Annotated in this window: 22 protein-coding genes; 3 read left to right on the top strand and 19 right to left on the bottom strand. The window is 65.2% G+C overall.

Annotated features, from left to right (window positions below; all coding sequences use genetic code 11):
- Positions 1-15 precede the first annotated feature (15 nt).
- The 5 genes from NJH59_RS05450 to ubiE all read right to left on the bottom strand — a co-directional run bounded on the left by NJH59_RS05450 (position 16) and on the right by ubiE (position 3,812).
- The gene (locus NJH59_RS05450; RefSeq protein WP_043862162.1) at positions 16-351 is read right to left on the bottom strand and encodes a phosphoribosyl-ATP diphosphatase; all 336 of its coding nucleotides are present in this window, start codon (positions 349-351) and stop codon (positions 16-18) included.
- A 1-nt stretch (position 352) separates the two neighbouring features.
- Positions 353-745 (bottom strand): phosphoribosyl-AMP cyclohydrolase, encoded by a 393-nt coding sequence (gene hisI, locus NJH59_RS05445; RefSeq protein WP_043862161.1) that lies wholly within the window; start codon positions 743-745, stop codon positions 353-355.
- Positions 746-817: 72 nt separating this feature from the next.
- Positions 818-2,422, bottom strand: coding sequence for a ubiquinone biosynthesis regulatory protein kinase UbiB (gene ubiB, locus NJH59_RS05440; protein WP_043862160.1), 1,605 nt, complete (start codon positions 2,420-2,422; stop codon positions 818-820).
- Positions 2,419-3,042: an SCP2 sterol-binding domain-containing protein gene (locus NJH59_RS05435; RefSeq protein WP_043862159.1), complete on the bottom strand. Its 624-nt coding sequence runs from the start codon at positions 3,040-3,042 to the stop codon at positions 2,419-2,421. The genes ubiB and NJH59_RS05435 overlap by 4 nt, the downstream gene beginning before the upstream one ends.
- On the bottom strand, positions 3,042-3,812 hold the full coding sequence (ubiE, locus tag NJH59_RS05430; RefSeq protein ID WP_043862158.1) for a bifunctional demethylmenaquinone methyltransferase/2-methoxy-6-polyprenyl-1,4-benzoquinol methylase UbiE: 771 nt from the start codon (positions 3,810-3,812) through the stop codon (positions 3,042-3,044). The genes NJH59_RS05435 and ubiE overlap by 1 nt, the downstream gene beginning before the upstream one ends.
- Before the next feature lie 125 nt (positions 3,813-3,937).
- Between ubiE and NJH59_RS05425 the strand changes: the two genes are divergently transcribed.
- The 3 genes from NJH59_RS05425 to NJH59_RS05415 all read left to right on the top strand — a co-directional run bounded on the left by NJH59_RS05425 (position 3,938) and on the right by NJH59_RS05415 (position 5,634).
- Positions 3,938-4,213: a polyhydroxyalkanoic acid system family protein gene (locus NJH59_RS05425; protein WP_043862157.1), complete on the top strand. Its 276-nt coding sequence runs from the start codon at positions 3,938-3,940 to the stop codon at positions 4,211-4,213.
- Between the two features lie 199 nt (positions 4,214-4,412).
- Positions 4,413-4,835 (top strand): phasin family protein, encoded by a 423-nt coding sequence (locus NJH59_RS05420; protein WP_253086490.1) that lies wholly within the window; start codon positions 4,413-4,415, stop codon positions 4,833-4,835.
- 10 nt (positions 4,836-4,845) lie between these two features.
- Positions 4,846-5,634: a phasin family protein gene (locus NJH59_RS05415; protein ID WP_253086489.1), complete on the top strand. Its 789-nt coding sequence runs from the start codon at positions 4,846-4,848 to the stop codon at positions 5,632-5,634.
- Positions 5,635-5,776: 142 nt separating this feature from the next.
- On the opposite strand, the gene NJH59_RS05410 is transcribed toward NJH59_RS05415, so the two are convergent.
- The 14 genes from NJH59_RS05410 to gshB form a co-directional block, all read right to left on the bottom strand.
- Positions 5,777-6,391 carry a TetR/AcrR family transcriptional regulator gene (locus tag NJH59_RS05410; protein ID WP_043862154.1) on the bottom strand — a complete coding sequence of 205 codons (615 nt, stop codon included), beginning with the start codon at positions 6,389-6,391 and terminating at the stop codon, positions 5,777-5,779.
- Between the two features lie 13 nt (positions 6,392-6,404).
- Positions 6,405-8,087 carry a class II poly(R)-hydroxyalkanoic acid synthase gene (phaC, locus tag NJH59_RS05405; RefSeq protein WP_043862153.1) on the bottom strand — a complete coding sequence of 561 codons (1,683 nt, stop codon included), beginning with the start codon at positions 8,085-8,087 and terminating at the stop codon, positions 6,405-6,407.
- Between the two features lie 118 nt (positions 8,088-8,205).
- The gene (phaZ, locus tag NJH59_RS05400; RefSeq protein ID WP_043862152.1) at positions 8,206-9,057 is read right to left on the bottom strand and encodes a poly(3-hydroxyalkanoate) depolymerase; all 852 of its coding nucleotides are present in this window, start codon (positions 9,055-9,057) and stop codon (positions 8,206-8,208) included.
- 57 nt (positions 9,058-9,114) lie between these two features.
- Positions 9,115-10,794 (bottom strand): class II poly(R)-hydroxyalkanoic acid synthase, encoded by a 1,680-nt coding sequence (phaC, locus tag NJH59_RS05395; protein ID WP_253086488.1) that lies wholly within the window; start codon positions 10,792-10,794, stop codon positions 9,115-9,117.
- Between the two features lie 350 nt (positions 10,795-11,144).
- On the bottom strand, positions 11,145-11,522 hold the full coding sequence (locus NJH59_RS05390; protein ID WP_043862150.1) for a DUF971 domain-containing protein: 378 nt from the start codon (positions 11,520-11,522) through the stop codon (positions 11,145-11,147).
- 94 nt (positions 11,523-11,616) lie between these two features.
- Complete coding sequence (gene hslU / locus NJH59_RS05385) at positions 11,617-12,954, bottom strand: ATP-dependent protease ATPase subunit HslU (protein ID WP_054915767.1); 1,338 nt, start codon at positions 12,952-12,954, stop codon at positions 11,617-11,619.
- A 77-nt stretch (positions 12,955-13,031) separates the two neighbouring features.
- Positions 13,032-13,562 (bottom strand): ATP-dependent protease subunit HslV, encoded by a 531-nt coding sequence (gene hslV, locus NJH59_RS05380; RefSeq protein ID WP_028945572.1) that lies wholly within the window; start codon positions 13,560-13,562, stop codon positions 13,032-13,034.
- A 143-nt stretch (positions 13,563-13,705) separates the two neighbouring features.
- On the bottom strand, positions 13,706-14,977 hold the full coding sequence (locus NJH59_RS05375; RefSeq protein ID WP_043862148.1) for a dihydroorotase: 1,272 nt from the start codon (positions 14,975-14,977) through the stop codon (positions 13,706-13,708).
- Positions 14,974-15,978, bottom strand: a complete 1,005-nt coding sequence (locus tag NJH59_RS05370) for an aspartate carbamoyltransferase catalytic subunit (RefSeq protein ID WP_043862147.1) — start codon at positions 15,976-15,978, stop codon at positions 14,974-14,976. Before NJH59_RS05370 ends, NJH59_RS05375 begins: the two co-directional genes overlap by 4 nt.
- A gap of 12 nt (positions 15,979-15,990) precedes the next feature.
- The gene (gene pyrR, locus NJH59_RS05365; RefSeq protein WP_054915766.1) at positions 15,991-16,509 is read right to left on the bottom strand and encodes a bifunctional pyr operon transcriptional regulator/uracil phosphoribosyltransferase PyrR; all 519 of its coding nucleotides are present in this window, start codon (positions 16,507-16,509) and stop codon (positions 15,991-15,993) included.
- A gap of 59 nt (positions 16,510-16,568) precedes the next feature.
- Complete coding sequence (ruvX, locus tag NJH59_RS05360) at positions 16,569-17,003, bottom strand: Holliday junction resolvase RuvX (RefSeq protein ID WP_043862145.1); 435 nt, start codon at positions 17,001-17,003, stop codon at positions 16,569-16,571.
- Positions 17,003-17,572 (bottom strand): YqgE/AlgH family protein, encoded by a 570-nt coding sequence (locus NJH59_RS05355; protein WP_043862144.1) that lies wholly within the window; start codon positions 17,570-17,572, stop codon positions 17,003-17,005. The genes ruvX and NJH59_RS05355 overlap by 1 nt, the downstream gene beginning before the upstream one ends.
- Before the next feature lie 781 nt (positions 17,573-18,353).
- Positions 18,354-19,259 carry an energy transducer TonB gene (locus NJH59_RS05350; RefSeq protein WP_043862143.1) on the bottom strand — a complete coding sequence of 302 codons (906 nt, stop codon included), beginning with the start codon at positions 19,257-19,259 and terminating at the stop codon, positions 18,354-18,356.
- Between the two features lie 99 nt (positions 19,260-19,358).
- The gene (gshB, locus tag NJH59_RS05345) at positions 19,359-20,312 is read right to left on the bottom strand and encodes a glutathione synthase (RefSeq protein WP_043862142.1); all 954 of its coding nucleotides are present in this window, start codon (positions 20,310-20,312) and stop codon (positions 19,359-19,361) included.
- Positions 20,313-20,427: the final 115 nt, after the last annotated feature.

Here is a 20,427-nt window from a genome sequence, read left to right as displayed (position 1 = left end):
CCTCGATTGAATTCGTTAGGCCGACGGCTGGCGGGCGGCCTTCTCGTCGTGCCCGGACAGGCCGAAGCGGCGGTCCAGTTCGTCCAGCACGGCCTGCGGGTGCTGGCCCAGGGCGGCGAGCATGACCATGCTATGGAACCACAGGTCGGCGGTCTCGTAGATGACATCGCTGCATTCGCCACTGACGGCGGCGTCCTTGGCGGCGATGATGGTCTCGACCGATTCCTCGCCGACCTTTTCCAGGATCTTGTTCAGGCCCTTGTGGTACAGGCTGGCCACGTACGAGGTGTCGGGGGCCGCGCCCTTGCGCGATTCGAGCACTTCGGCCAGGCGGATCAGGGTGTCGCTCATGTCAGTGTCCTGCGCTGTAGATGGCATGCGGGTCTTTGAGTACCGGGTCGACGGTCTTCCACGCGCCGTTCTCGTACACGCGGTAGAAGCAGCTTTCACGGCCGGTATGGCAGGCGATGTGGCCCAGTTGCTCGACCATCAGGATGATCACGTCGGCGTCGCAGTCCAGGCGCATTTCATGCAACTTCTGCACGTGGCCGGACTCTTCGCCCTTGCGCCACAGTTTGCCACGCGAACGCGACCAGTAGATGGCGCGCTGCTCGGCGGCAGTCAGGCTCAGGGCCTCGCGGTTCATCCAGGCCATCATCAGCACGCGCCCGGTCTTGTGGTCCTGGGCGATCGCCGGTACCAGGCCATCGCTGTTCCAGTTGATCTCGTCCAGCCAGTCTTTCATGTTCGACTCCAAAATAGGCCACGGTCCCGCACCGATGCCACCTGCTAGTGTGCCAGCCACGCAGCAGGCTGGCTATCGGCGCACGATCAGGTAAAGGCCCCCGGCCAGCATCAGCCAGGCCGGCCAGGCTGCCGGGGCGCTGAGGCTCACGGCACCTGCGGCGAGGGTTGCACCGCCCGCCAGCAGGCCGGCACCGAGCAGGCGCAGGGCCCAGCGATCGCGCTGCTGCCAGGGTGGCGGCGGGTCGTTCAGGTGCGGTTGCGACATGCGTTCGAGCAGGTCGCGGGTCATGCCGGCCAGGTGCGGCAGTTGCTCGACCTGGCTGTGCAGGTTCTGCAGCACGTTTTTCGGGCTGACCCGCTCGCGCATCCAGCGCTCCAGAAACGGCTGGGCGGTGCTCCACAGGTCCAGGTCAGGGTACAGCTGACGGCCCAGGCCCTCGATGTTGAGCAGGGTCTTCTGCAGCAGCACCAGTTGCGGCTGCACTTCCATGTTGAAGCGCCGCGCTGTCTGGAACAGGCGCATCAGCACCTGGCCGAAGGAAATATCCTTTAACGGTTTTTCGAAGATCGGCTCGCACACGGTGCGGATCGCCGCCTCGAATTCGTTGAGCTTGGTCTGCGCCGGTACCCAGCCCGAGTCGATGTGCAACTGGGCCACGCGACGGTAGTCACGCTTGAAGAAGGCGAACAGGTTGCGTGCCAGGTAGTCCTGGTCCTCGGGGGTGAGGCTGCCCACGATGCCGCAGTCGATTGCGATGTACTGCGGGCTCCACGGCTTGACGGTGCTGACGAAGATGTTGCCCGGGTGCATGTCGGCGTGGAAGAAGCTGTCGCGAAACACCTGGGTGAAGAAGATCTCGACGCCGCGCTCGGCCAGCAGCTTCATGTCGGTGCGCTGGTCGGCCAGGGTGGCAAGGTCAGTGACCTGCACGCCATAGATTCGCTCCATCACCAGCACCTTGGGCCGGCACAGGTCCCAGTACACCTGGGGCACGTACATCATCTCCGAGCCTTCGAAGTTGCGTCGCAGCTGGCTGGCATTGGCCGCCTCGCGCAGCAGGTCGAGCTCGTCGTAGATGGTCTTCTCGTAATCGTTGACCACCTCGACCGGGTGCAGCAGGCGGGCATCGGCCGACACCCGCTCGGCGCCGCGAGCGATCAGGAACAGCCAGGCCAGGTCCTGCGCGATGATCGGCTTGAGGCCTGGGCGCACCACCTTGACCACCACCTCCTCGCCGCTCTTGAGGCGCGCCGCGTGCACCTGGGCCACCGAGGCCGAGGCCAGCGGTTCGACGTCGAAGCGGCTGAAGATCTCGCCCACCTTGGCGCCGAGCTGCGATTCGATCAGCGCCACGGCCTTTTGCGGGTCGAAGGGCGGCACGCGGTCCTGCAACAGCATCAGCTCGTCGGCGATGTCGGCGGGCAGCAGGTCACGGCGGGTGGAGAGCAACTGGCCGAACTTGATGAAGATCGGGCCCAGGTCCTGCAGCGCCAGGCGCAGGCGCGCGCCACGGCTCAGGGGCGACGGCTTGCGCGGCAGCCAGCGCCAGGGCATGGCGAAACGCAGGGTCATCAGCCACCAGGGCAGGGGCAGGTCGAACAGCAGGTCATCGAGACGGTAGCGGATCACGACGCGCTGGATGCGCAACAGACGGCGGACGGCAAGCAGCTTCATGCGTTATCGCTGGATTCAAGGGATCGGGCAAGGCGCGCAATGCGTGCCTCGAGGCGTTCTACATCGATTTTCAGGGCATCGAGCTCGGCGAAGCGCGCTTCGGCCTCGCGCTGGCCGACCAGGGTGCGGGCCTCTTCGGCCAGGTATTCGCCAAGGTTCTGGTTGAGGCTGGCCAGGCCCTGGCGGGTCCAGCGCGCGCGGCTGCGCAGGTGGCCGCCGATCAGCTGGGTGGCGACCGGGCCGAGCCAGCGCGAGAGTTCGTACTCCCAGTCCAGCTCCAGGTCCTGCAGCACGCCGACCAGGTCGAGCAGCACCGCGCTGTCGCCTTCGAGTTCCACCTGCGGGCTGTGCAGCACCGCCGGCTTGTCCTGGCTCAGGGCCAGTTGCAGCAGGCTGCTGGCCGGCGCACGCAGGGTGCAGTCGGCCTCGGTTTCCCAGTGGCTGGCGAGCATCAGGCCTTCATCGCCGGGCAGGATGTACAGCTGCAGCGCCGGCTGGCGGCAGTCGATGGCAATGATCTTGCCCTCGAGCGCAGCCAGGCGCGGCAGCGCAGTGCTGTCCATGCGCAACACACGGTTGAGACCGTGTTCGACGCTGGCGAGCAGCCCGGCCAGCAACATCAGGGCTTGATACCGCGGTGCAGGGCCACGATACCGCTGGTCATGTTGTGGTAGGTGACACGGTCGAAACCGGCGTCGACCATCATGGCCTTGAGGGTTTCCTGGTCGGGGTGCATGCGGATCGATTCGGCGAGGTAGCGGTAGCTGTCCGCGTCGTTGGTGATCAGCTTGCCGGCCAGCGGCATGAAGGCGAACGAGTAGGCATCGTAGACCTTGGACATCAGCTTGTTGGTCGGCTTGGAGAACTCCAGCACCAGCAGGCGGCCGCCCGGCTTGAGCACGCGCAGCATCGAGCGGATCGCGTCGTCCTTGTGGGTCACGTTGCGCAGGCCGAAGGCGATGGTCACGCAGTCGAAATGGTTGTCGGGGAAGGGCAGCTTCTCGGCGTCGGCCTGGACGAACTCGATGTTGCCGGCCACGCCCTTGTCGAGCAGGCGGTCACGACCGACCTTGAGCATCGAGGCGTTGATGTCGGCCAGTACCACCTGGCCGGTGGGGCCGACCAGCTGCGAGAACTTGCGCGCCAGGTCGCCGGTGCCGCCGGCGATGTCGAGCACGCGGTTGCCAGGGCGCACGCCCGACAGCTCGATGGTGAAGCGCTTCCACAGGCGGTGCATGCCGCCGGAGAGCACATCGTTCATCAGGTCGTACTTGGCGGCCACCGAGTGAAAGACTTCGGCGACTTTCTCGGCCTTCTGGCTTTCGGGGACATCCTTGTAGCCGAAGTGGGTGGTGGGTTCGGCGTGTTCGCCTTTGCGCTGGTCGTTCATATCGCTTCACCGGAAAAAATTACTGGCCATTCTAGGGCGTGCGGCTGCATTTGTCTTGGCGGGGTGTGTCGCAGGCGGAGGCAGGGGCATAATGGGAGTATGCCCTTCTAGCCAGGATTGATTGAATGACCCAGATCAGCGTCGAACGCAAACACAGCCTGGGGCGCGCAGCGGCCCGGGAAAAGGCCGAAGCCCTGGTGGACAAGCTGACCCGCGAGTACGACCTCAAGGCGCAGTGGAACGGTGACCGGGTAGAGGTCAGGCGCAGCGGTGCCAATGGCAGCATCGATATCGGCGACGACAGCATCCGGGTGGAGTTGAAGCTCGGGATGATGCTGTCGATGATGGGCGGCACGATCAAGGCCGAGATCGAGCGGGCCCTGGACAAGGCCCTGGCCTGAAACCGCTGTAGCGGGTCAAGCGGCTTCCGCAGGTTCACTGCAGGCCCTGTGCTCGCGGGCTTGACCCGCGACAGGGGCCTTCGCTGCACAGCAAATCCTGCCCTTAGGGTGAGGATTCTAATTTTTCCCCCTACCTTTGTGCCCAAGCCCAACTTTCACGGGCGTAACTCCATTTCCGTTCAAGCGTGAGGTGCAGAGCATGACCAAAGTGACCCTGAAGAAAATCGACGACGCCCCGGGCAAGGCCCTGGGCGAGGTGCGCGGCTACGCGCGCAAGATCTGGCTGGCAGGCCTGGGGGCCTACACCCGGGTCGGGCAGGAGGGCGCCGAGTACCTCAAGGAGCTGGTCAAGGCCGGCGAAACCGTGGAGAAAAAAGGCAAGAAACGCCTCGACCACGAACTCGATGCCGCCAACAGCGAGATCCAATCCGCCAGGCAGGAACTGGGCAGCGTGAAGGGCAAGGTCGAAGTTCAGCTGGATAAAATCGAAAAGGCTTTCGACACACGGGTCGCCAGCGCCTTGAATCGCATCGGCATTCCGTCTAAACATGACGTGGAGGCACTTTCTGCCAAGCTCGAAGAGCTGACGCTGTTGCTCGATCGTGTCGCACGCAAACAATAAGGAGAGCGGGATGGCTGGCAAAAAGACAACTGAGAAAGAGAGCAGCTCCTGGGTCGGGGGGATCGAAAAGTATTCCCGCAAGATCTGGCTGGCTGGTTTGGGTATCTACTCCAAGATCGATCAGGACGGCAGCAAGCTTTTCGAAACCCTGGTCAAGGACGGTGAGAAAGCTGAAAAGCAGGCCAAGGGCAGCGTCAACTCGGCCAAGGCCAGTGCCAAGTCTGCGACCTCGCGCGTAGGCGACGTGAAAGACCGCGCACTGGGCAAGTGGAGCGAACTCGAAGAGGCTTTCGACAAGCGCCTGAACAGTGCCATCTCGCGCCTGGGCGTGCCCAGCCGCAATGAGGTCAAGGCACTGCACCAGCAGGTCGACACCCTGACCAAGCAGATCGAGAAACTGACCGGTGCCTCGGTCAAGTCGGTCTCGGCCAAGGCGCCGGCCAAGCCACTGGCCAAGGCAGCACCTAAAGCGGCGGCCAAGCCTGCGGCCAAAACTGCGGCGGCCAAACCGGCAGCGGCCAAGCCAGCAGCCAAGCCGGCCGCGGCGAAAACCGCAGCCGCCAAGCCTGCAGCGAAAGCGGCGGCCAAACCTGCCGCCAAGCCGGCAGCAGCGAAAAAGCCAGCGGTGAAGAAAGCCCCGGCCAAGCCTGCTGCAGCCAAGCCCGCAGCGGCCAAACCGGCAGCGGCCAAACCGGCAGCGCCAAGTGCCAGTGCGGCACCGGCGCCAAGCCCGGCGGCCACTGCGGCGCCAGCCGCGTCGGCAGCACCAGCACCTTCGAGCCCGGCCAGCCAGGTCTGACTCGAGGTAGCTGTACAGAAAACGCCCGGCCTGTGTGCCGGGCGTTTTTATGTGGGGTGCCTGTGCTGGCCTCATCGCCGGCAAGGCCGGCTCCTACAGGTAGCGCGCCGTCTGTAGGAGCCGGCCTTGCCGGCGAAGCTCTTCAGCCTTCCAGGTACCTCAAGGCCAACTGCTCCGCCGCCAGGCGTGACTCCACCTCCAGGTGCGGCGCCACCAGCATCATCACCTGGTACACCACGATCCCGACCTCGCCCTCGCGCGCCAGAATCCGCTGGTAGTCCAGCGAGAACAGCAAGGTCATGCTGATCTGCTCCACCAGTTGCCCCAGTGCGCGGGTATCGCTGGTCACCTGCCCATGCGCCTTGAGGCTCGCTAGCAATGCCGCCAGCGTGCGCTTGAGCGCATTGAGCAGGGTGCGCATGCCCCGCGCCAGCTTGGGCAGGCGCCCGGTAAGGTTGGACAGGTCCTGGAACAGAAAGCGGTACTGCGCCATGCGCTCCACGATCAGGTGCAGGAACAGCCAGTAGTCCTCGGCATCCAGGCGCACCTCCAGGGGCGGGTCGAGCAGGGGCGTCAGCTCCTCCTCGAAACGCTCGAACAGGCCCAGCACCAGTGGCTCCTTGCCGTGGAAGTGGTAGTACAGGTTGCCCGGGCTGATGCCCATCTCGTTGGCGATTTCCAGCGTCGAGACATTCGGCTCGCCCTGACGATTGAACAGGTGCAGGGCGCACTCCAGGATACGGTCGCGGGTCTTCATCCGTTCTTCTTGCTCAGCGCACCAGCACGTAGGTGCCGGGTGCGGGGTCCATGGGAGGGTAATTGGCGCTGCCCAGCGACAGGTGGGTTTCGCGCTGCGCACCGGAGCGCGCCTGTATCCAGTCGAGCCACTGCGGCCACCAGCTGCCCTCGACCTTCTGCGCATCGTGGTACCAGGCCCGCGGGTCGCTGCTCAGCCTGGGGTTCTCGACAAAATGCGCCTTGGGGTGGCCCGGCGGGTTGAGGATGCTCTGCACATGCCCGCTGTTGGCCAGCACGAAGCGCCGTTCGCCGCCCAGCAGCAGGGCCGAGCGGTACACCGCGTCCCACGGGGTGATGTGGTCGTTGCTGCCGGCCACGTGGAAGCTGTCCACCGTGACCTTGTGCAGGTCGATCGGCGTGCCGCACACCTCGAGGCCGTCGGCGTGCGTCAGCGGGTTGAATTTGAAGAAGTCCAGCAGATCGCCGTGCAGCGCGGCCGGCAGGCGGCTGTTGTCGTTGTTCCAGTACAGGATGTCGAATGCCGGGGGCGCCTTGCCCAGCAGGTAGTTGTTGACGAAGTAGTTCCAGATCAGGTCGTTGGGGCGCATCCAGGCGAACACCCGTGCCATCTCGCGGCCCTCCAGCACGCCCTGCTGGTAGGAGCGGCGCTTGGCCGCCTCCAGGGTCTGCTCGTCGGCGAACAGGCTGGCGGGGCTGTCGAACTGGCTGTCGAGCAGGCTGACCAGGTAGGTGGCGCTGTGCACCCGGCGCATCTGGCGCTTGGCCTGCAGGTGGCCCTGCAGGGCCGCGATGGTCAACCCGCCGGCACAGGCGCCAAGCAGGTTGACGTCGCGGCTGCCGGTGATCGAGCGGCACACGTTCATGGCTTCCTCGACCGCCGCCACGTAGCTCGACAGGCCCCATTCGCGATGCCGGGCATCGGGGTTGCGCCAGCTGATCATGAAGGTTTGCAGGCCGTTCTTGAGGGCGTACTGCACAAAGCTGTTGGTCGGGCTGAGGTCGAAGATGTAGAACTTGTTGATCTGCGGCGGCACCACCAGCAGGGGCCGGGCGTACTGTTTTTCACTCATTGGGCGGTACTGGATCAGCTCCAGCAGCTCGTTGCGAAACACCACCGCGCCGGCGGTGCTGGCCAGGTTCCTGCCCACCTCGAAGGCGTCCGGGTTGACCTGGCGTGGCAGGCCGTCGTTGTGGCGCAGGTCGTCGAGCAGGTGGTTCAAGCCGCGCACCAGGCTCAGCCCGCCGGAGTTCAGCAGCTCCTTGACCGCCGCCGGGTTGAGCAGGGTGTTGCTGGGCGACATTGCATCGTTGAGCAGCGAGAACACGAAGTGCGCGCGGGCGCGGTCATCGTCGTCCAGCTGGCTCTCGTCGATCCACTGGCAGGTCTGCTGCTGCCAGGCCAGGTAGGCCTGCAGGCCGCGTCGGTACAGCGGGTTGAGCTGCCAGGCCGGGTCGTTGAAGCGGGTGTCGCGTGGCGAGGGCTGGTAGGGGGTATCGCCCAGCATCACGCGCCCCAGCTGGCCACCCAGCGCCAGCAGGTGGCGCGCCGTGTGCAGCGGGTGACGCAGGCCGTGGCGCCCCAGCTGGTGCACCGTCGACAGCAGGTCGCGACCGCGCAGGCCACTGATGGCGCTGCGCACGTTGAGATAGGCAGCGGGGGTCGGTACCCCGGGCTTCGCGGGCTTGTCTTTCATCCAGGCAACACTCCGTCGTCAGGCCATCAACCAATGTTTCAATGCAAGAGCGACACCAACCCGAACTGGCGCTGACATGCCCCGGCGCTCCTGCCGGGGGTGCAAGCGATAGAGGTGCTCAAGCGCTCGGGGCGGGCCGTGGATGCATGACGGCGCGTTGGCGCTCCTGCTGCAGGAATTTCATGATGATCGGGGCAACGGCTTCGGCCCGGGTGATCAGGAACAAGTGACCGTCGTCGATTATGTGTAGCTGGGCATTGGGAATTCGCCAGGCCAGCAGGCGCATATTGATCAGCGGGATCAGCGGGTCGTCGTCGCCGGCCAGCACCAGGGTCGGCTGCTGGATCTTGTGCAGCCAGTGGATGCTGGTCCAGCCCATGCCGGCGAACAGCTGCCAGTAATAGCCCAGCTTGCCCGAGGAACGCACCTTGGCCGCATGCGACGCGGCCAGGTTCGGGTCGCGGCGAAAGGCCCCGCCGTAGATTTCCGGGGCGATGCGGATCACATGGGACGGCTGTATGTAGCGCCTGGGGCTGGCCATCAGCCACAGCACCCGCGGCTTGCCCGGCACCATCACCGCACCGGCGGCGGTGGCCGCCAGCACCAGCTTCTTGCAGCGCTCGGGGTAATCGTGGGCGAACTGCTGGGCCAGCGCTCCGCCCCACGACACGCCGATGGCATTGACCTGCCCGTAGTCGAGGTAGTCGAGCATGCGCGCCGTCAGCTTGGCCAGCCCGGGGAAGCGGTAGGGCCGGCGCGGTGTCGACGAACCGCCCACGCCGGGCACGTCGAAGGCGATCACTTCAAGGTCCGGGTCCAGCGCATCGATGAACGGGAACACCAGCTCCAGGTTGGCGCCGATACCGTTGAAGATCAGCAGCGGCGTGAGGTGCGGCTTGCCGGGGCGAACGGCCGTGCGGATGGACTGGCCATCGAGCTCGACGGTTCTGAAGAGGTACGGTTGCGGCATGCGCGAGCCCTGTCGTGAGTAGCAGCGCCGCCTTGCCTGCGGCGGCGCCGGGTGTTTTCAGCGTTCGTGGACGTAGGTGCCGGGCGACGCTTCGGCGCTCGGGTAGGCCTTGTTGCCCAGCTTGGCGGGTGCCGGCTTGAGTGCGCCGGAGCGCTCGGCCAGCCACGCCTGCCAGTACAGCCACCAGGAATCGGTGTGCTTGGTGGAGTTCTCCTGCCAGTCGTCGGCCTGGGCCGGCATCTCGCTGCTGGTCATGTAGCGCGACTTGGGGTTGCCCGGCGGGTTGAGGATGCTCTGGATATGCCCGCTGTTGGACAGCAGGAACTCGACCTTGCCGCCGAACAGCTGCGCCGACTTGTAGCAGGACTTCCATGGGGTGATGTGATCGTTGGTGCCGGCCACGCTGAAGATGTCGGTGGTGACCTGGCTCAGGTCGATCGGCGTGCCGCACACTTCCAGTGCACCGGGACGCACCAGCGGGTTGTTCTTGAACATTTCGATCAGGTCGCCGTGGAAGGCGGCGGGCAGGCGCGTGGTGTCGTTGTTCCAGAACAGGATGTCGAACACCGGCGGCTCGTTGCCGAGCAGGTAGTTGTTGACCCAGTAGTTCCAGATCAGGTCGTTGGGGCGCATCCAGGCGAACACCTTGGCCATGTCGCGGCCTTCGAGCACACCGGCCTGGTAGGAATGGCGCTTGGCCGACTCCAGGGTCTGCTCGTCGACGAACAGCGCCACCTGGGTGTCGAGGGTGGTGTCGAGCACGCTCACCAGCAGGGTCAGGGCATTGACCTTCTTCTCGCCCAGTGCCGCGTAGTGGCCCACCAGCGCGGTGCAGGTGATGCCGCCGGAGCAGGCACCGAGCATGTTCAGGTCCTTGCTGCCGGTGATAGCCAGCACCACGTCGACGGCCTCCTTGAGCGCATCGATGTAGGTCGACAGGCCCCACTCGCGCTGGGACTTGTTGGGGTTGCGCCAGCTCACGATGAAGGTCTGCACCGTGGAGCGCAGGCAGAAGCGCGCCAGGCTCTTTTCCGGGCAGAGGTCGAAGACGTAGAACTTGTTGATCTGCGGCGGTACCACCAGCAGCGGCTTTTCGTGCACCTGCTCGGTGATCGGGCGGTACTGGATCAGCTCCAGCACGTCGTTGCGAAATACCACGGCGCCCTCGGTGGTGGCCAGGTTCTTGCCCACCTCGAAGGCGTCCATGTTGACCTGGCTGGGCATGCCGCCGTTGTGCACCATGTCCTTGGCCAGGTGCGACAGGCCGTCGAGCAGGCTCTTGCCACCGGTTTCGAAGAAGCGCTTGACCGCTGCCGGGTTGGCCGCGCTGTTGGTGGGGGCCATGGCCTCGGTCATCAGGTTGATGACGAAGTGCGCGCGGCTGATGTCCTGCTCCGACAGGTTGCTGTTGCCGATCCAGTCGTGCAGTTCCTTGCGCCAGGCCAGGTAGGTCTGCAGGTAGCGGCGGTACAGCGGGTTCTGGCTCCAGGCCGGGTCGCTGAAGCGGCGGTCGTCGCCCTCCGGCTGCAGGCCGGACTTGCCGAAGATCACGTCCTTGAGCTGCAGGCCGAAATGCGCGACGTGCTTGGCACTGTGCAGCGGTTGCTTGATGGCCTGACGCAGCACCATCCGGGCCGAAGACAGCAAATCCTTTCGGCGCAGGCCAATGATGGGGCTCAGGCCCAGGGTGTTTTCAGAGGCTTGGCGCTGCAGGTCATCGTTGTTCTTGTTACTCATCTACGACGCTCCGTTGTCCTGAGACGAGTACCGGCTGGGCTGTGGGCGTTGCACAGACGAATGCCCGGTACTACTGCTCGGGTGACCAGTGATAACGAACTGCGGTCCTGCGACCGGATGCGCGACGGTGATGAGCCCTGCGGGTTTATGCGTGTGAAGACAACCTGCTTTCGCTCGCGACCTCGGCATACCGGCCAGACCCTGCATCAACCCGCCCATGCAGGGTACTTGCCATATCCATTGGTTACCCGACTTTCATGGAATGCGCAAGCCGGCCAATCGCTGGCCGGCGCACGGGCATTCAAGCAAATAGAATTAGAAAATGCGCTCTAAAACGCCGGAGTGCCGGGCTAGAGCATCAGCTTGACGATCGACTCGGAAGGGTCGCGGGATTTGCCGGCCTTGGCCAGTTCGTCGAGGTACTCGGCCCACAGCTGGTCCTGGCGCAGGCACAGCTGTTCGAGGTATTCCCAGGTGAACAGGCCGCTGTCGTGGCCGTCGTCGAAGGTGAGCTTGAGCGCGTACTGCCCGGCGGGCTCGAGCTGGCTCAGGCCGACGCCGAGCTTGCCAAATTGTAAGATCGGATTGCCGTGGCCCTGGACCTCGGCGGAAGGGGAGTGCACGCGCAGAAATTCGGCGGGCAGGTGATACACCTCGTCGGGCCCGTAGGTCAGGCTCAGGGTCTTGGAGGCTTTGTGCAGATTGATGGCGGTAGGCAGACGGGGCATGGCTATAAGGCTCTTGGGCTTCAAGCTGCAAGCTACAAGCTGCAGGAGAAGGCGTCCAGCACCTCCGGCCTGCAGCTCGCCGCTTGCCGCTGAGCTACAGAATGTAGCGCGACAGATCTTCGTTCTGTGCCAATTCGCCCAGGTGGCTGTTGACGTACTCGGCGTCGATGCGGATCGGCGCTTCGCTGTGGGCGCTGGCCAGGTCGCCGGCGCTGAACGACACCTCTTCGAGCAGGCGCTCGAGCAGTGTGTGCAGGCGACGGGCACCGATGTTCTCGGTCTTCTCGTTGACCTGCCAGGCGATCTCGGCCAGGCGCTTGATGCCGTCGGCAGCGAACTCGATGTTCAGCCCCTCGGTCTTGAGCAGCTCGCGGTACTGCTCGGTGAGCGAGGCATGCGGTTCGCTGAGGATGCGCTCGAAGTCTTCCGGGCTCAGGGCCTTGAGTTCGACACGGATCGGCAGACGACCCTGCAGCTCGGGCACCAGGTCGCTCGGCTTGCTCAGGTGGAACGCACCGGAGGCGATGAACAGGATGTGGTCGGTCTTGACCATGCCCAGCTTGGTATTGACCGTGCAACCTTCGATCAGCGGCAGCAGGTCGCGCTGCACGCCTTCACGGGACACATCGGCGCCACCGACGTTGCCGCGCTTGGCTACCTTGTCGATCTCGTCGATGAACACGATACCGTGCTGCTCGACCGCCTCGAGGGCCTTGGCCTTGAGTTCTTCCTCGTTGACCAGGCGCCCGGCTTCCTCGTCGCGCACCAGCTTGAGCGCTTCCTTGACCTTGAGCTTGCGGCTCTTCTTCTTGCCCTTGCCCATGTTGGCGAACAGGTTCTGCAGCTGGTTGGTCATCTCTTCCATGCCCGGCGGCGCGGAAATGTCGACGCCGACCGCTTCGGCCACCTCGATCTCGATTTCCTTGTCGTCCAGCTGGCCTTCACGCAGGCGCTTGCGGAACAGCTGGCGGGTGTTGGAATCGCTGCTGTTGACCGGGTCTTCGTTGAAGCCGGTGCGGGCCGGTGGCAGCAGCGCATCGAGGATGCGCTCTTCGGCGGCGTCTTCGGCACGGTGGCGCACGCGCACGATCTCCTGCTCGCGCAGCAGCTTGATCGCGGCGTCGGCCAGGTCGCGGATGATCGACTCGACGTCACGGCCCACATAGCCCACTTCGGTGAACTTGGTGGCTTCGACCTTGATGAACGGCGCGTTGGCCAGCTTGGCCAGGCGACGGGCGATTTCGGTCTTGCCCACGCCGGTGGGGCCGATCATCAGGATGTTCTTGGGGGTGACTTCCACGCGCAGCTCTTCGGGCAGCTGCATGCGGCGCCAGCGGTTGCGCAGGGCGATGGCGACGGCGCGCTTGGCATCGTCCTGGCCGATGATGTGGCGGTTGAGTTCGTGGACGATTTCGCGGGGGGTCATGGACATAATGGTCGATGGTCCTGTGGGCAAGTGTTCAGCGTGGAAAAGCCCGACCGTCGGGGTCGGGCGCCAGAACAGCTGAATTACTCGGCCAGGTCCTGCTCCTCGATGGTCAGGTTGTGGTTGGTGAACACGCAGATGTCGCCGGCGATGTTCAGTGCGGTCTCGGCGATTTCGCGAGCCGACAGGTCGGTTTTCTGCAGCAGGGCGCGTGCGGCGGCCTGGGCGTAGGCGCCGCCGGAACCCATGGCGATCAGGCCGTCTTCGGGTTCGACGACGTCACCGTTGCCGGTGATGATCAAGGAGGCGTCCTTGTTGGCCACGGCCAGCATGGCTTCCAGACGGCTCAGCGAGCGGTCGGTACGCCATTCCTTGGCCAGCTCGACGGCGGCGCGAATGAGGTGGCCCTGGTGTTTTTCGAGCTGGCCTTCGAAGCGCTCGAACAGGGTGAAGGCGTCGGCGGTGGCACCGGCGAAGCCGGCGATGACCTGGCCGTGGTACAGGCGACGAACCTTCTTGGCGTTGCCTTTCATCACGGTATTGCCGAGGGAAACCTGGCCGTCGCCGCCCATGACGACTTTGCCGTGGCGACGAACTGAAACGATGGTGGTCAAGGGAGAGTCTCCACGCAGCGAGGCGAAAATGCCTGATGCAGACTCATATGGGGGTGGGGGGAAAGATTTCAACCTTTGCGGCCCCTTCGCCGGCAAGCCGGCTCCTACCGGTAGGAGCCGGCCTTGCCGGCGAAGGGTTTGACTCAGGCTTCGTGGCTGATGTGCCCGTCAACCAGGGTGTAACGCACCGCACCCGGCAGGCAGTGCCCGATGAACGGGCAGTTTTCGCCCTTGGAGCGCCATTGTTCGCCAGCCACGGTCGAGGCCTGCGGGTCGAACAGCACCAGGTCTGCCGCCGCACCCACCTGCAACTGCCCGGCCGGCAGGCGCAGGGCCGCCGCAGGGCCTGCAGACAAACGCTGCAACAAGGTTGCCAGGTCGAGCAGGCCGTCCTCGACCAGTGTCATCGCCAGCGGCAGCAGCAACTCGACGCTGCTGATGCCCGGTTCGGTGGCACCGAACGGCGCCAGCTTGGCGTCGCGCTCATGCGGCTGGTGATGGCTGGAAATCGCCTGGATCACGCCCCGCTTGACCGCATCACGCAGGCCGTCGCGGTCGGCGCGGGTGCGCAGCGGCGGTTGCACGTGGTACAGGCTGGAGAAGTCGCGCAGCGCCTCGTCGGTGAGGATCAACTGGTACAGCGCCACATCCGCCGTCACCGGCAGGCCGCGTGCCTGGGCCTGTTCGATCAGCTTGGCACCCCGGGCGCTGGTCAGCTGGCTGAAGTGCGCACGCACGCCGGTCTGTTCCACCAGCAGCAGGTCGCGGGCCAGGGCCACGGTCTCGGCGGTTTCCGGAATGCCCGGCAGGCCGAGGAAACTGGCCATCGCGCCCTCGTGGGCGAGGCCGCCCTGGGCCAGGTCGCGGTCCTGGGAATGGAAGATCACCGTCAGGTCGAAGGTGGCCGCGTAGTCCAGCGCGCGGGCCAGGGTGCGGGTGTTGGTGAAGCTGTTCAGGCCGTTGCCGAAGGCCACGCAGCCGGCATCGCGCAGGGCGATCAGCTCGGCCAGTTGCTCGCCTTCCAGGCCCTTGCTCAAGGCGCCGATCGGGTACACCTTGCTGTGCCCGGCTTCACGGGCGCGGTCCAGGATCAGCTCGGTGACTGCCGAGGTGTCGAGCACCGGCCGGGTCTGCGGCGGGCAGCACAGGCTGGTCACGCCACCGGCGGCGGCGGCGCGGGTTTCGCTGGCGATGCTGCCCTTGCGGCTGTAGCCGGGCTCGCGCAGGGCAACGCTCAGGTCGACCAGGCCGGGCGCGGCCACCAGGCCGGTGGCGTCCAGGGTCCGGGCGGGCTTGAAGCCGGCCGGGGCAGCGCCGATGGCGACGATCTTGCCGGCGTCGATGTGCAGGTCGCCGACCTGGTCCAGGCCGCTGGTTGGGTCGATGACACGGGCGCCGAGGATACTCAGGCTCACTGGGCGTTCTCCTGCTCGAATTGACGTTGCGCGGTCTGCCCGCTCATGGCCATGGACAGCACCGCCATGCGCACGGCGATGCCGTAGGTGACCTGGTTGAGGATCACCGAGTGGGCGCCGTCGGCCACGGCCGACTCGATTTCCACGCCACGGTTGATCGGCCCGGGGTGCATCACGATGGCATCGGGCTTGGCCCCGGCCAGGCGTGCGGTGGTCAGGCCGAACAGGCGGTAGAACTCGCCCTCGCTGGGCAGCAGGCCGCCGGTCATGCGCTCACGCTGCAGGCGCAGCATGATCACCACGTCGACGTCCTTCAGGCCTTGCTCCAGGTCGGTGTAGACCTTCACGCCGTACTGTTCGATGCCGATCGGCAGCAGGGTCTTGGGGCCGATCACGCGGATGTCCGGGCAACCCAGGGTTTTCAGCGCGAGCATGTTCGAGCGCGCCACCCGCGAGTGCAGGATGTCGCCGACGATGGCCACCGAGAGGTTCTCGAAGCCGCCCTTGTGGCGACGAATGGTCAGCATGTCGAGCATGCCCTGGGTGGGGTGCGCGTGGCGCCCGTCGCCACCGTTGATGATCGCCACCTCCGGGCACACGTGCTCGGCGATGAAGTGCGCGGCGCCCGAGTCGGCGTGGCGCACCACGAACATGTCGGCGGCCATGGCTTCAAGGTTGCGCAGGGTGTCGAACAGGGTCTCGCCCTTGCTGGTGGAGGAGGTTGACACGTTCAGCGTGATCACGTCGGCCGACAGCCGCTGGGCGGCCAGTTCGAAGGTGGTGCGGGTACGCGTGGAGTTCTCGAAGAACACGTTGCACACGGTCTTGCCGCGCAGCAGCGGGACTTTCTTGACCGCACGCGCGCCGACTTCGAGAAACGAGTCGGCCGTGTCGAGAATTTCGGTCAGCAGTTCGCGGGGCAAACCGTCGAGCGAGAGGAAGTGGCGCAGCTGGCCCTGGTCATTGAGCTGCAGCGGGCGCTTGGCGTCGATTGGCGTCATCGCGGGGGACTCTTAAAGGGCGGAAGCGGAAGCGAGGTCCTGGCGCTCGAGTTCGAGCGGCGCGGGGCCGGACAATTTTACCCGTTCATGGGCTTGCAGCGACAGGGTGGCGCCCACCACGTTTGGCCGGATCGGCAGTTCGCCGGCATCCAGGTCCAGCAGACACACCAGGGTCACGCTGGCCGGGCGGCCATAGTCGAACAGTTCGTTGAGGGCGGCGCGGATGGTGCGCCCGCTCATCAGCACGTCGTCCACCAGTACCAGGTGCTGGCCTTCGATCTCGAACGGCAGCTCGGACGGGCGCACCTGCGGGTGCAGGCCGTTCTGGCTGAAGTCGTCGCGGTAGAACGACACGTCGAGGGTGCCCAGCGGCGAATCGCTGCCCAGCTCGGCCAGCAGCGCCTGGGCCACCCATACGCCGCCGGTGCGGATGCCGATGAAGCGCGGTTCGGCGATGGCGCGGCGTTGCAGGTGGGCGCGAAGGTCAACGGCCATCTGCCGGATCAGTTCGGCGGGGTTGGGTAGGCTCATGCTTGCTCCTCAAGAGGCCGGGGCAGAGAGCTGGCCCGGCGTGTAACCGATGGTCGGGTTCAGGCCTGTTCGGCGTGGGCGTCGAGCCAGCCTTGCAGCAGCAGGGCGGCGGCAATCGCGTCCACCGGGTTGTCGCGGTAGCTGCCACGCTGGCCGCCACGAGCCATGCGTTCGCCCTTGGCCTCGAAGGTGGTCAGGCGCTCGTCGTGGGTGTAGGCCGGCACGTTGAAGCGGCCGTTCAGGCGTCGGGCGAATTTCTCGGCGCGCGCGCTCATTTCGCTGGGCGTGCCGTCCATGTTCAGCGGCAGGCCGACGACTACCGCGTCGGGTTGCCATTCCTTGAACAGTTTTTCCACCTGGGCCCAGTCGGGTGCGCCGTTCTGCGCCTTCAGGGTGCACAGCTCGCGTGCCTGGCCGGTGATCACCTGGCCGACGGCGACGCCGATCTGCTTGGTGCCGTAGTCGAAGCCCAGCAGCAGTTTGAGCGCCGCCATCAGGCGTGCCCCGCCTGGCTGGTGAGCAGGCTGAGGTTGATGCCCAGGCTGGCTGCGGCGGCTTCGAGGCGTTGCTCGCAGGCCATGCCGAAGATGATCTCGGGGTCGAACGGGCAGTTGAGCCAGGCGTTGTCGGCCAGTTCCGCTTCCAGCTGCCCGGCTTCCCAGCCGGCGTAGCCCAGGGTGATCAGGCTCTGCGCCGGGCCCACGCCGTCGGCGATGGCGAACAGCACGTCCTGCGAGGTCGACAGGGCCAGCCCGTCGAGCTGGACGGTGGCCTGGAAGGTCTTGTCGTTGGTGTGCAGCACAAAACCGCGGTCGGTCTGTACCGGGCCGCCGATATGGATAGGCACGTGGATGCAGCGTGCCGGCGGCTCGGTGTCCGGGCGCAGCTGCTCGAGGATATCGGCCAGGTTCAGCTCCTGCGGGCGATTGACCACCAGCCCCATGGCACCGTTGGCATTGTGCTCGACGATGTAGGTCAGGGTGTGGGCAAAGTTCGGGTCGGCCATGTGCGGCATGGCAATCAGGAACTGATGCTTGAGGTAACTCGGGCTGAGGTTTTTCATGGGGGTTAGTGTGGCGGCGAGCGGCCACGCTGACAAGGTGCGTGTCGAGCCTGCGGGCCGATTATGCCTGTTTCTTGGCGGTGCTAATCGGCACGGGCTGCTGTGTGAGGCGCTAGTTAGGTGACCCTGCGGTTGCTGATGTCGCGGCACTGCGCTGCTTTTTGAAGCGGGTACATTTTTTTCGCGGCGACCTACAACTGGTAACTGTGTCAGGTGACAGGTGGTTTGGATCAACTCATAGTCTCACCGCAAACCGAGCATTTGGCTTATCTAAAGGAGAAGTGCAATGATCACTCGGATGTCTATCAACGAAGCAATCGGAAATTTCTTTACTAGTGAGGTAACGCTTACAGGACGCGGTGACCCCGAACGCGCTTATCTGGTCTGTGTCAGTGGGACCGGAGAATACTGCGGCGAGGGTAAGACGTACGAGAATGGGTGTTTCACAATTACCTTCAAACCACCTGGCCCAAACCCTCACCATGGCTACCAATTTACGGTTAGGCATCTTGAAGACGATGGCACAGTAGGCAACAACCTGAACTGGTCTACTGCCGTCAACAACCCACTCGAAGGTTAATGATCTGACATGGCGAGTTGAAACTCTTCTCACTGTCTAGCAGTTGAGGCATGCCTCGCAGTTATTGTAAGTGCTGGTCCTGCTTCAATTGCGCGACAACATTTTTTGTTGGCCAGCTTCGGTAGTTTTGATTACGAACACTCGTACTTACAGGTGTTACTTGAGCCGCTTGACGACGTCAGGCGAGTACACCTTCGGCGATCAGTTGCTCGACAACCGATCCCCACGGGCGAAGCGCCACGTTCGAACAATTTCCAGCCGATCGATATCCGACAGGTCCCCGGTGAACGGCGCAAACGGCGCCGCCAGCCTAACGATGCGCTGCGCCGCCTGGTCCAGCAGCGGCTGCCCGGAAGATTCGAGCACCAGCACCTCGTACAGCGAACCGTCATGGTTGATCGACACCAACAGGCGCAAACTGCCGTAGATCTGCTGGCGGCGGGCCTCGTCCGGGTAGTTGAGGTTGCCGATGCGCTCGACCTTCTTGCGCCATTCATCCTTGTACCAGGCGCCCTTGTCGCGCATGGTCGAAGCCGCGCTCAGGCGGTGGATGCGCGGGCGCTTGGCATACAGCTGCTGTTCGTTGGCCAGCTCCGCCTCGAGGCTGGCGATCTGGCTGGACAGGTCGGCGCTGTCGAACGTCGGCGTGGCCGCCTTGGGTTGCACCTTGGGCTGCTGCTCCTTGGGGCGGGTCTCGACCTTCTGCGGCTTGGGCCTGGTGGTGGCCACCACCGCCTTGGGCGGGGCCGGCTGGGGCGCCACTTCGGGCTTCGCGGCCGGGGGCGGCGTCACCTTGTTGATCTTGCTGTCCTGGAACGGGGCGATCTCGGTGGTCTTGGGCACTGCCTTCTTGTCCAGCGTGCCGCTGCCCTGCTGGTTGTCCTGCGCCAGGTAATCGGCCTTCTTCGGCGGTGCCTCGCTCTTGAAGGTAGCCAGGGTGATTTCCATGGTGCGGCGGATTTCTTCAGGCTTGGCGAAGGTAAACCCCAGGCCCAGGATCAGCGCCAGGTGCAGCAGCGCCGCCAGGAACAGGGTAAAGCCCAGCCGGTCCGCCGCGCGGACACGGGGCGGGGCAAAATCGGCAGGAAGGTCGGCAGGAAGCGTCATCGATTATCCAGCAGCCGGGGCAGGGCCGGCGCAGCGGGGTGCCAGTCGAGAATGGACCGGCATGATACCCCACAACGCGGGCCCGCCACTTGTCGGCGGTCAGCGTGCCTTGAGCTTGCGATCAATGGCGTCCATCAGCTGCGCGCCGATTTGCGTGCCGTAGGCGTTGTCGATTTCGCGGATGCAGGTGGGGCTGGTCACGTTGATTTCGGTCAGGTGCTCGCCGATCACGTCCAGGCCGACGAACAGCAGGCCCTTCTCGCGCAGGGTCGGGCCCACCTGGGCGGCGATCCAGCGATCGCGCTCGGTCAGCTCGCGGGCCTCGCCACGACCGCCGGCGGCCAGGTTGCCGCGGGTTTCGCCGCTGGCCGGGATGCGCGCCAGGCAGTACGGCACCGGCTCGCCGTCGATCATCAGGATGCGCTTGTCGCCGTCCTTGATCGCCGGCAGGTAGGCCTGGGCCATGATCTGCTGGGTGCCCAGAGCGGTCAGGGTCTCGAGGATCACCGACAGGTTGGGGTCGCCCACGCGGTGGCGGAAGATCGAGGTGCCGCCCATGCCGTCCAGCGGCTTGAGGATCACGTCGCCGTGCTTGGCGGCGAATTCGCGGATGATGTCCGGGCGCCGGCTCACCAGGGTTGGCGGCGTGCACTGCGGGAACAGCGTGGCGAACAGCTTCTCGTTGCAGTCGCGCAGGCTCTGCGGACGGTTGACCACCAGCACCCCGGCGGCCTCGGCCTGCTCCAGCAGGTAGGTGCTGTAGACGAACTCCATGTCGAAGGGCGGGTCCTTGCGCATCAGGATCACGTCCAGTTCGCTCAGCGCGGCGTCGGTCTCGGCCTCCAGCTCGAACCAGTGCTCGGGGTCGGCGAACACCTTGAGCGGGCGCATGCGGGCACGGGCCACGCCTTCGCTCTGGTACAGGTCGTGCTGCTCCATGTAGAACAGCGACCAGCCACGGGCCTGGGCGGCCAGCAACATGGCCAGCGAGCTGTCCTTCTTGTAGGAGATCTGCGCGATGGGGTCCATGACAATCCCGAGGCGAACGCTCATGGGGTATTTCCTCTCGGCGGCGTGCTGCCGCAGTGGCTCGAATTGAAGTGCGTCAGGGTGGCGCCCGGCGGGCTGGCGGTCAAGGGGAAACGTCAGCCGGCAGGCATCGGCGCTG

It is taken from the genome of Pseudomonas sp. VE 267-6A, assembly GCF_024126555.1.
GTDB lineage: Bacteria > Pseudomonadota > Gammaproteobacteria > Pseudomonadales > Pseudomonadaceae > Aquipseudomonas > Aquipseudomonas palmensis.
The sequence above is the reverse complement of the archived record's forward strand: the minus strand, read 5'-3'. Positions and strand labels throughout refer to the sequence as shown.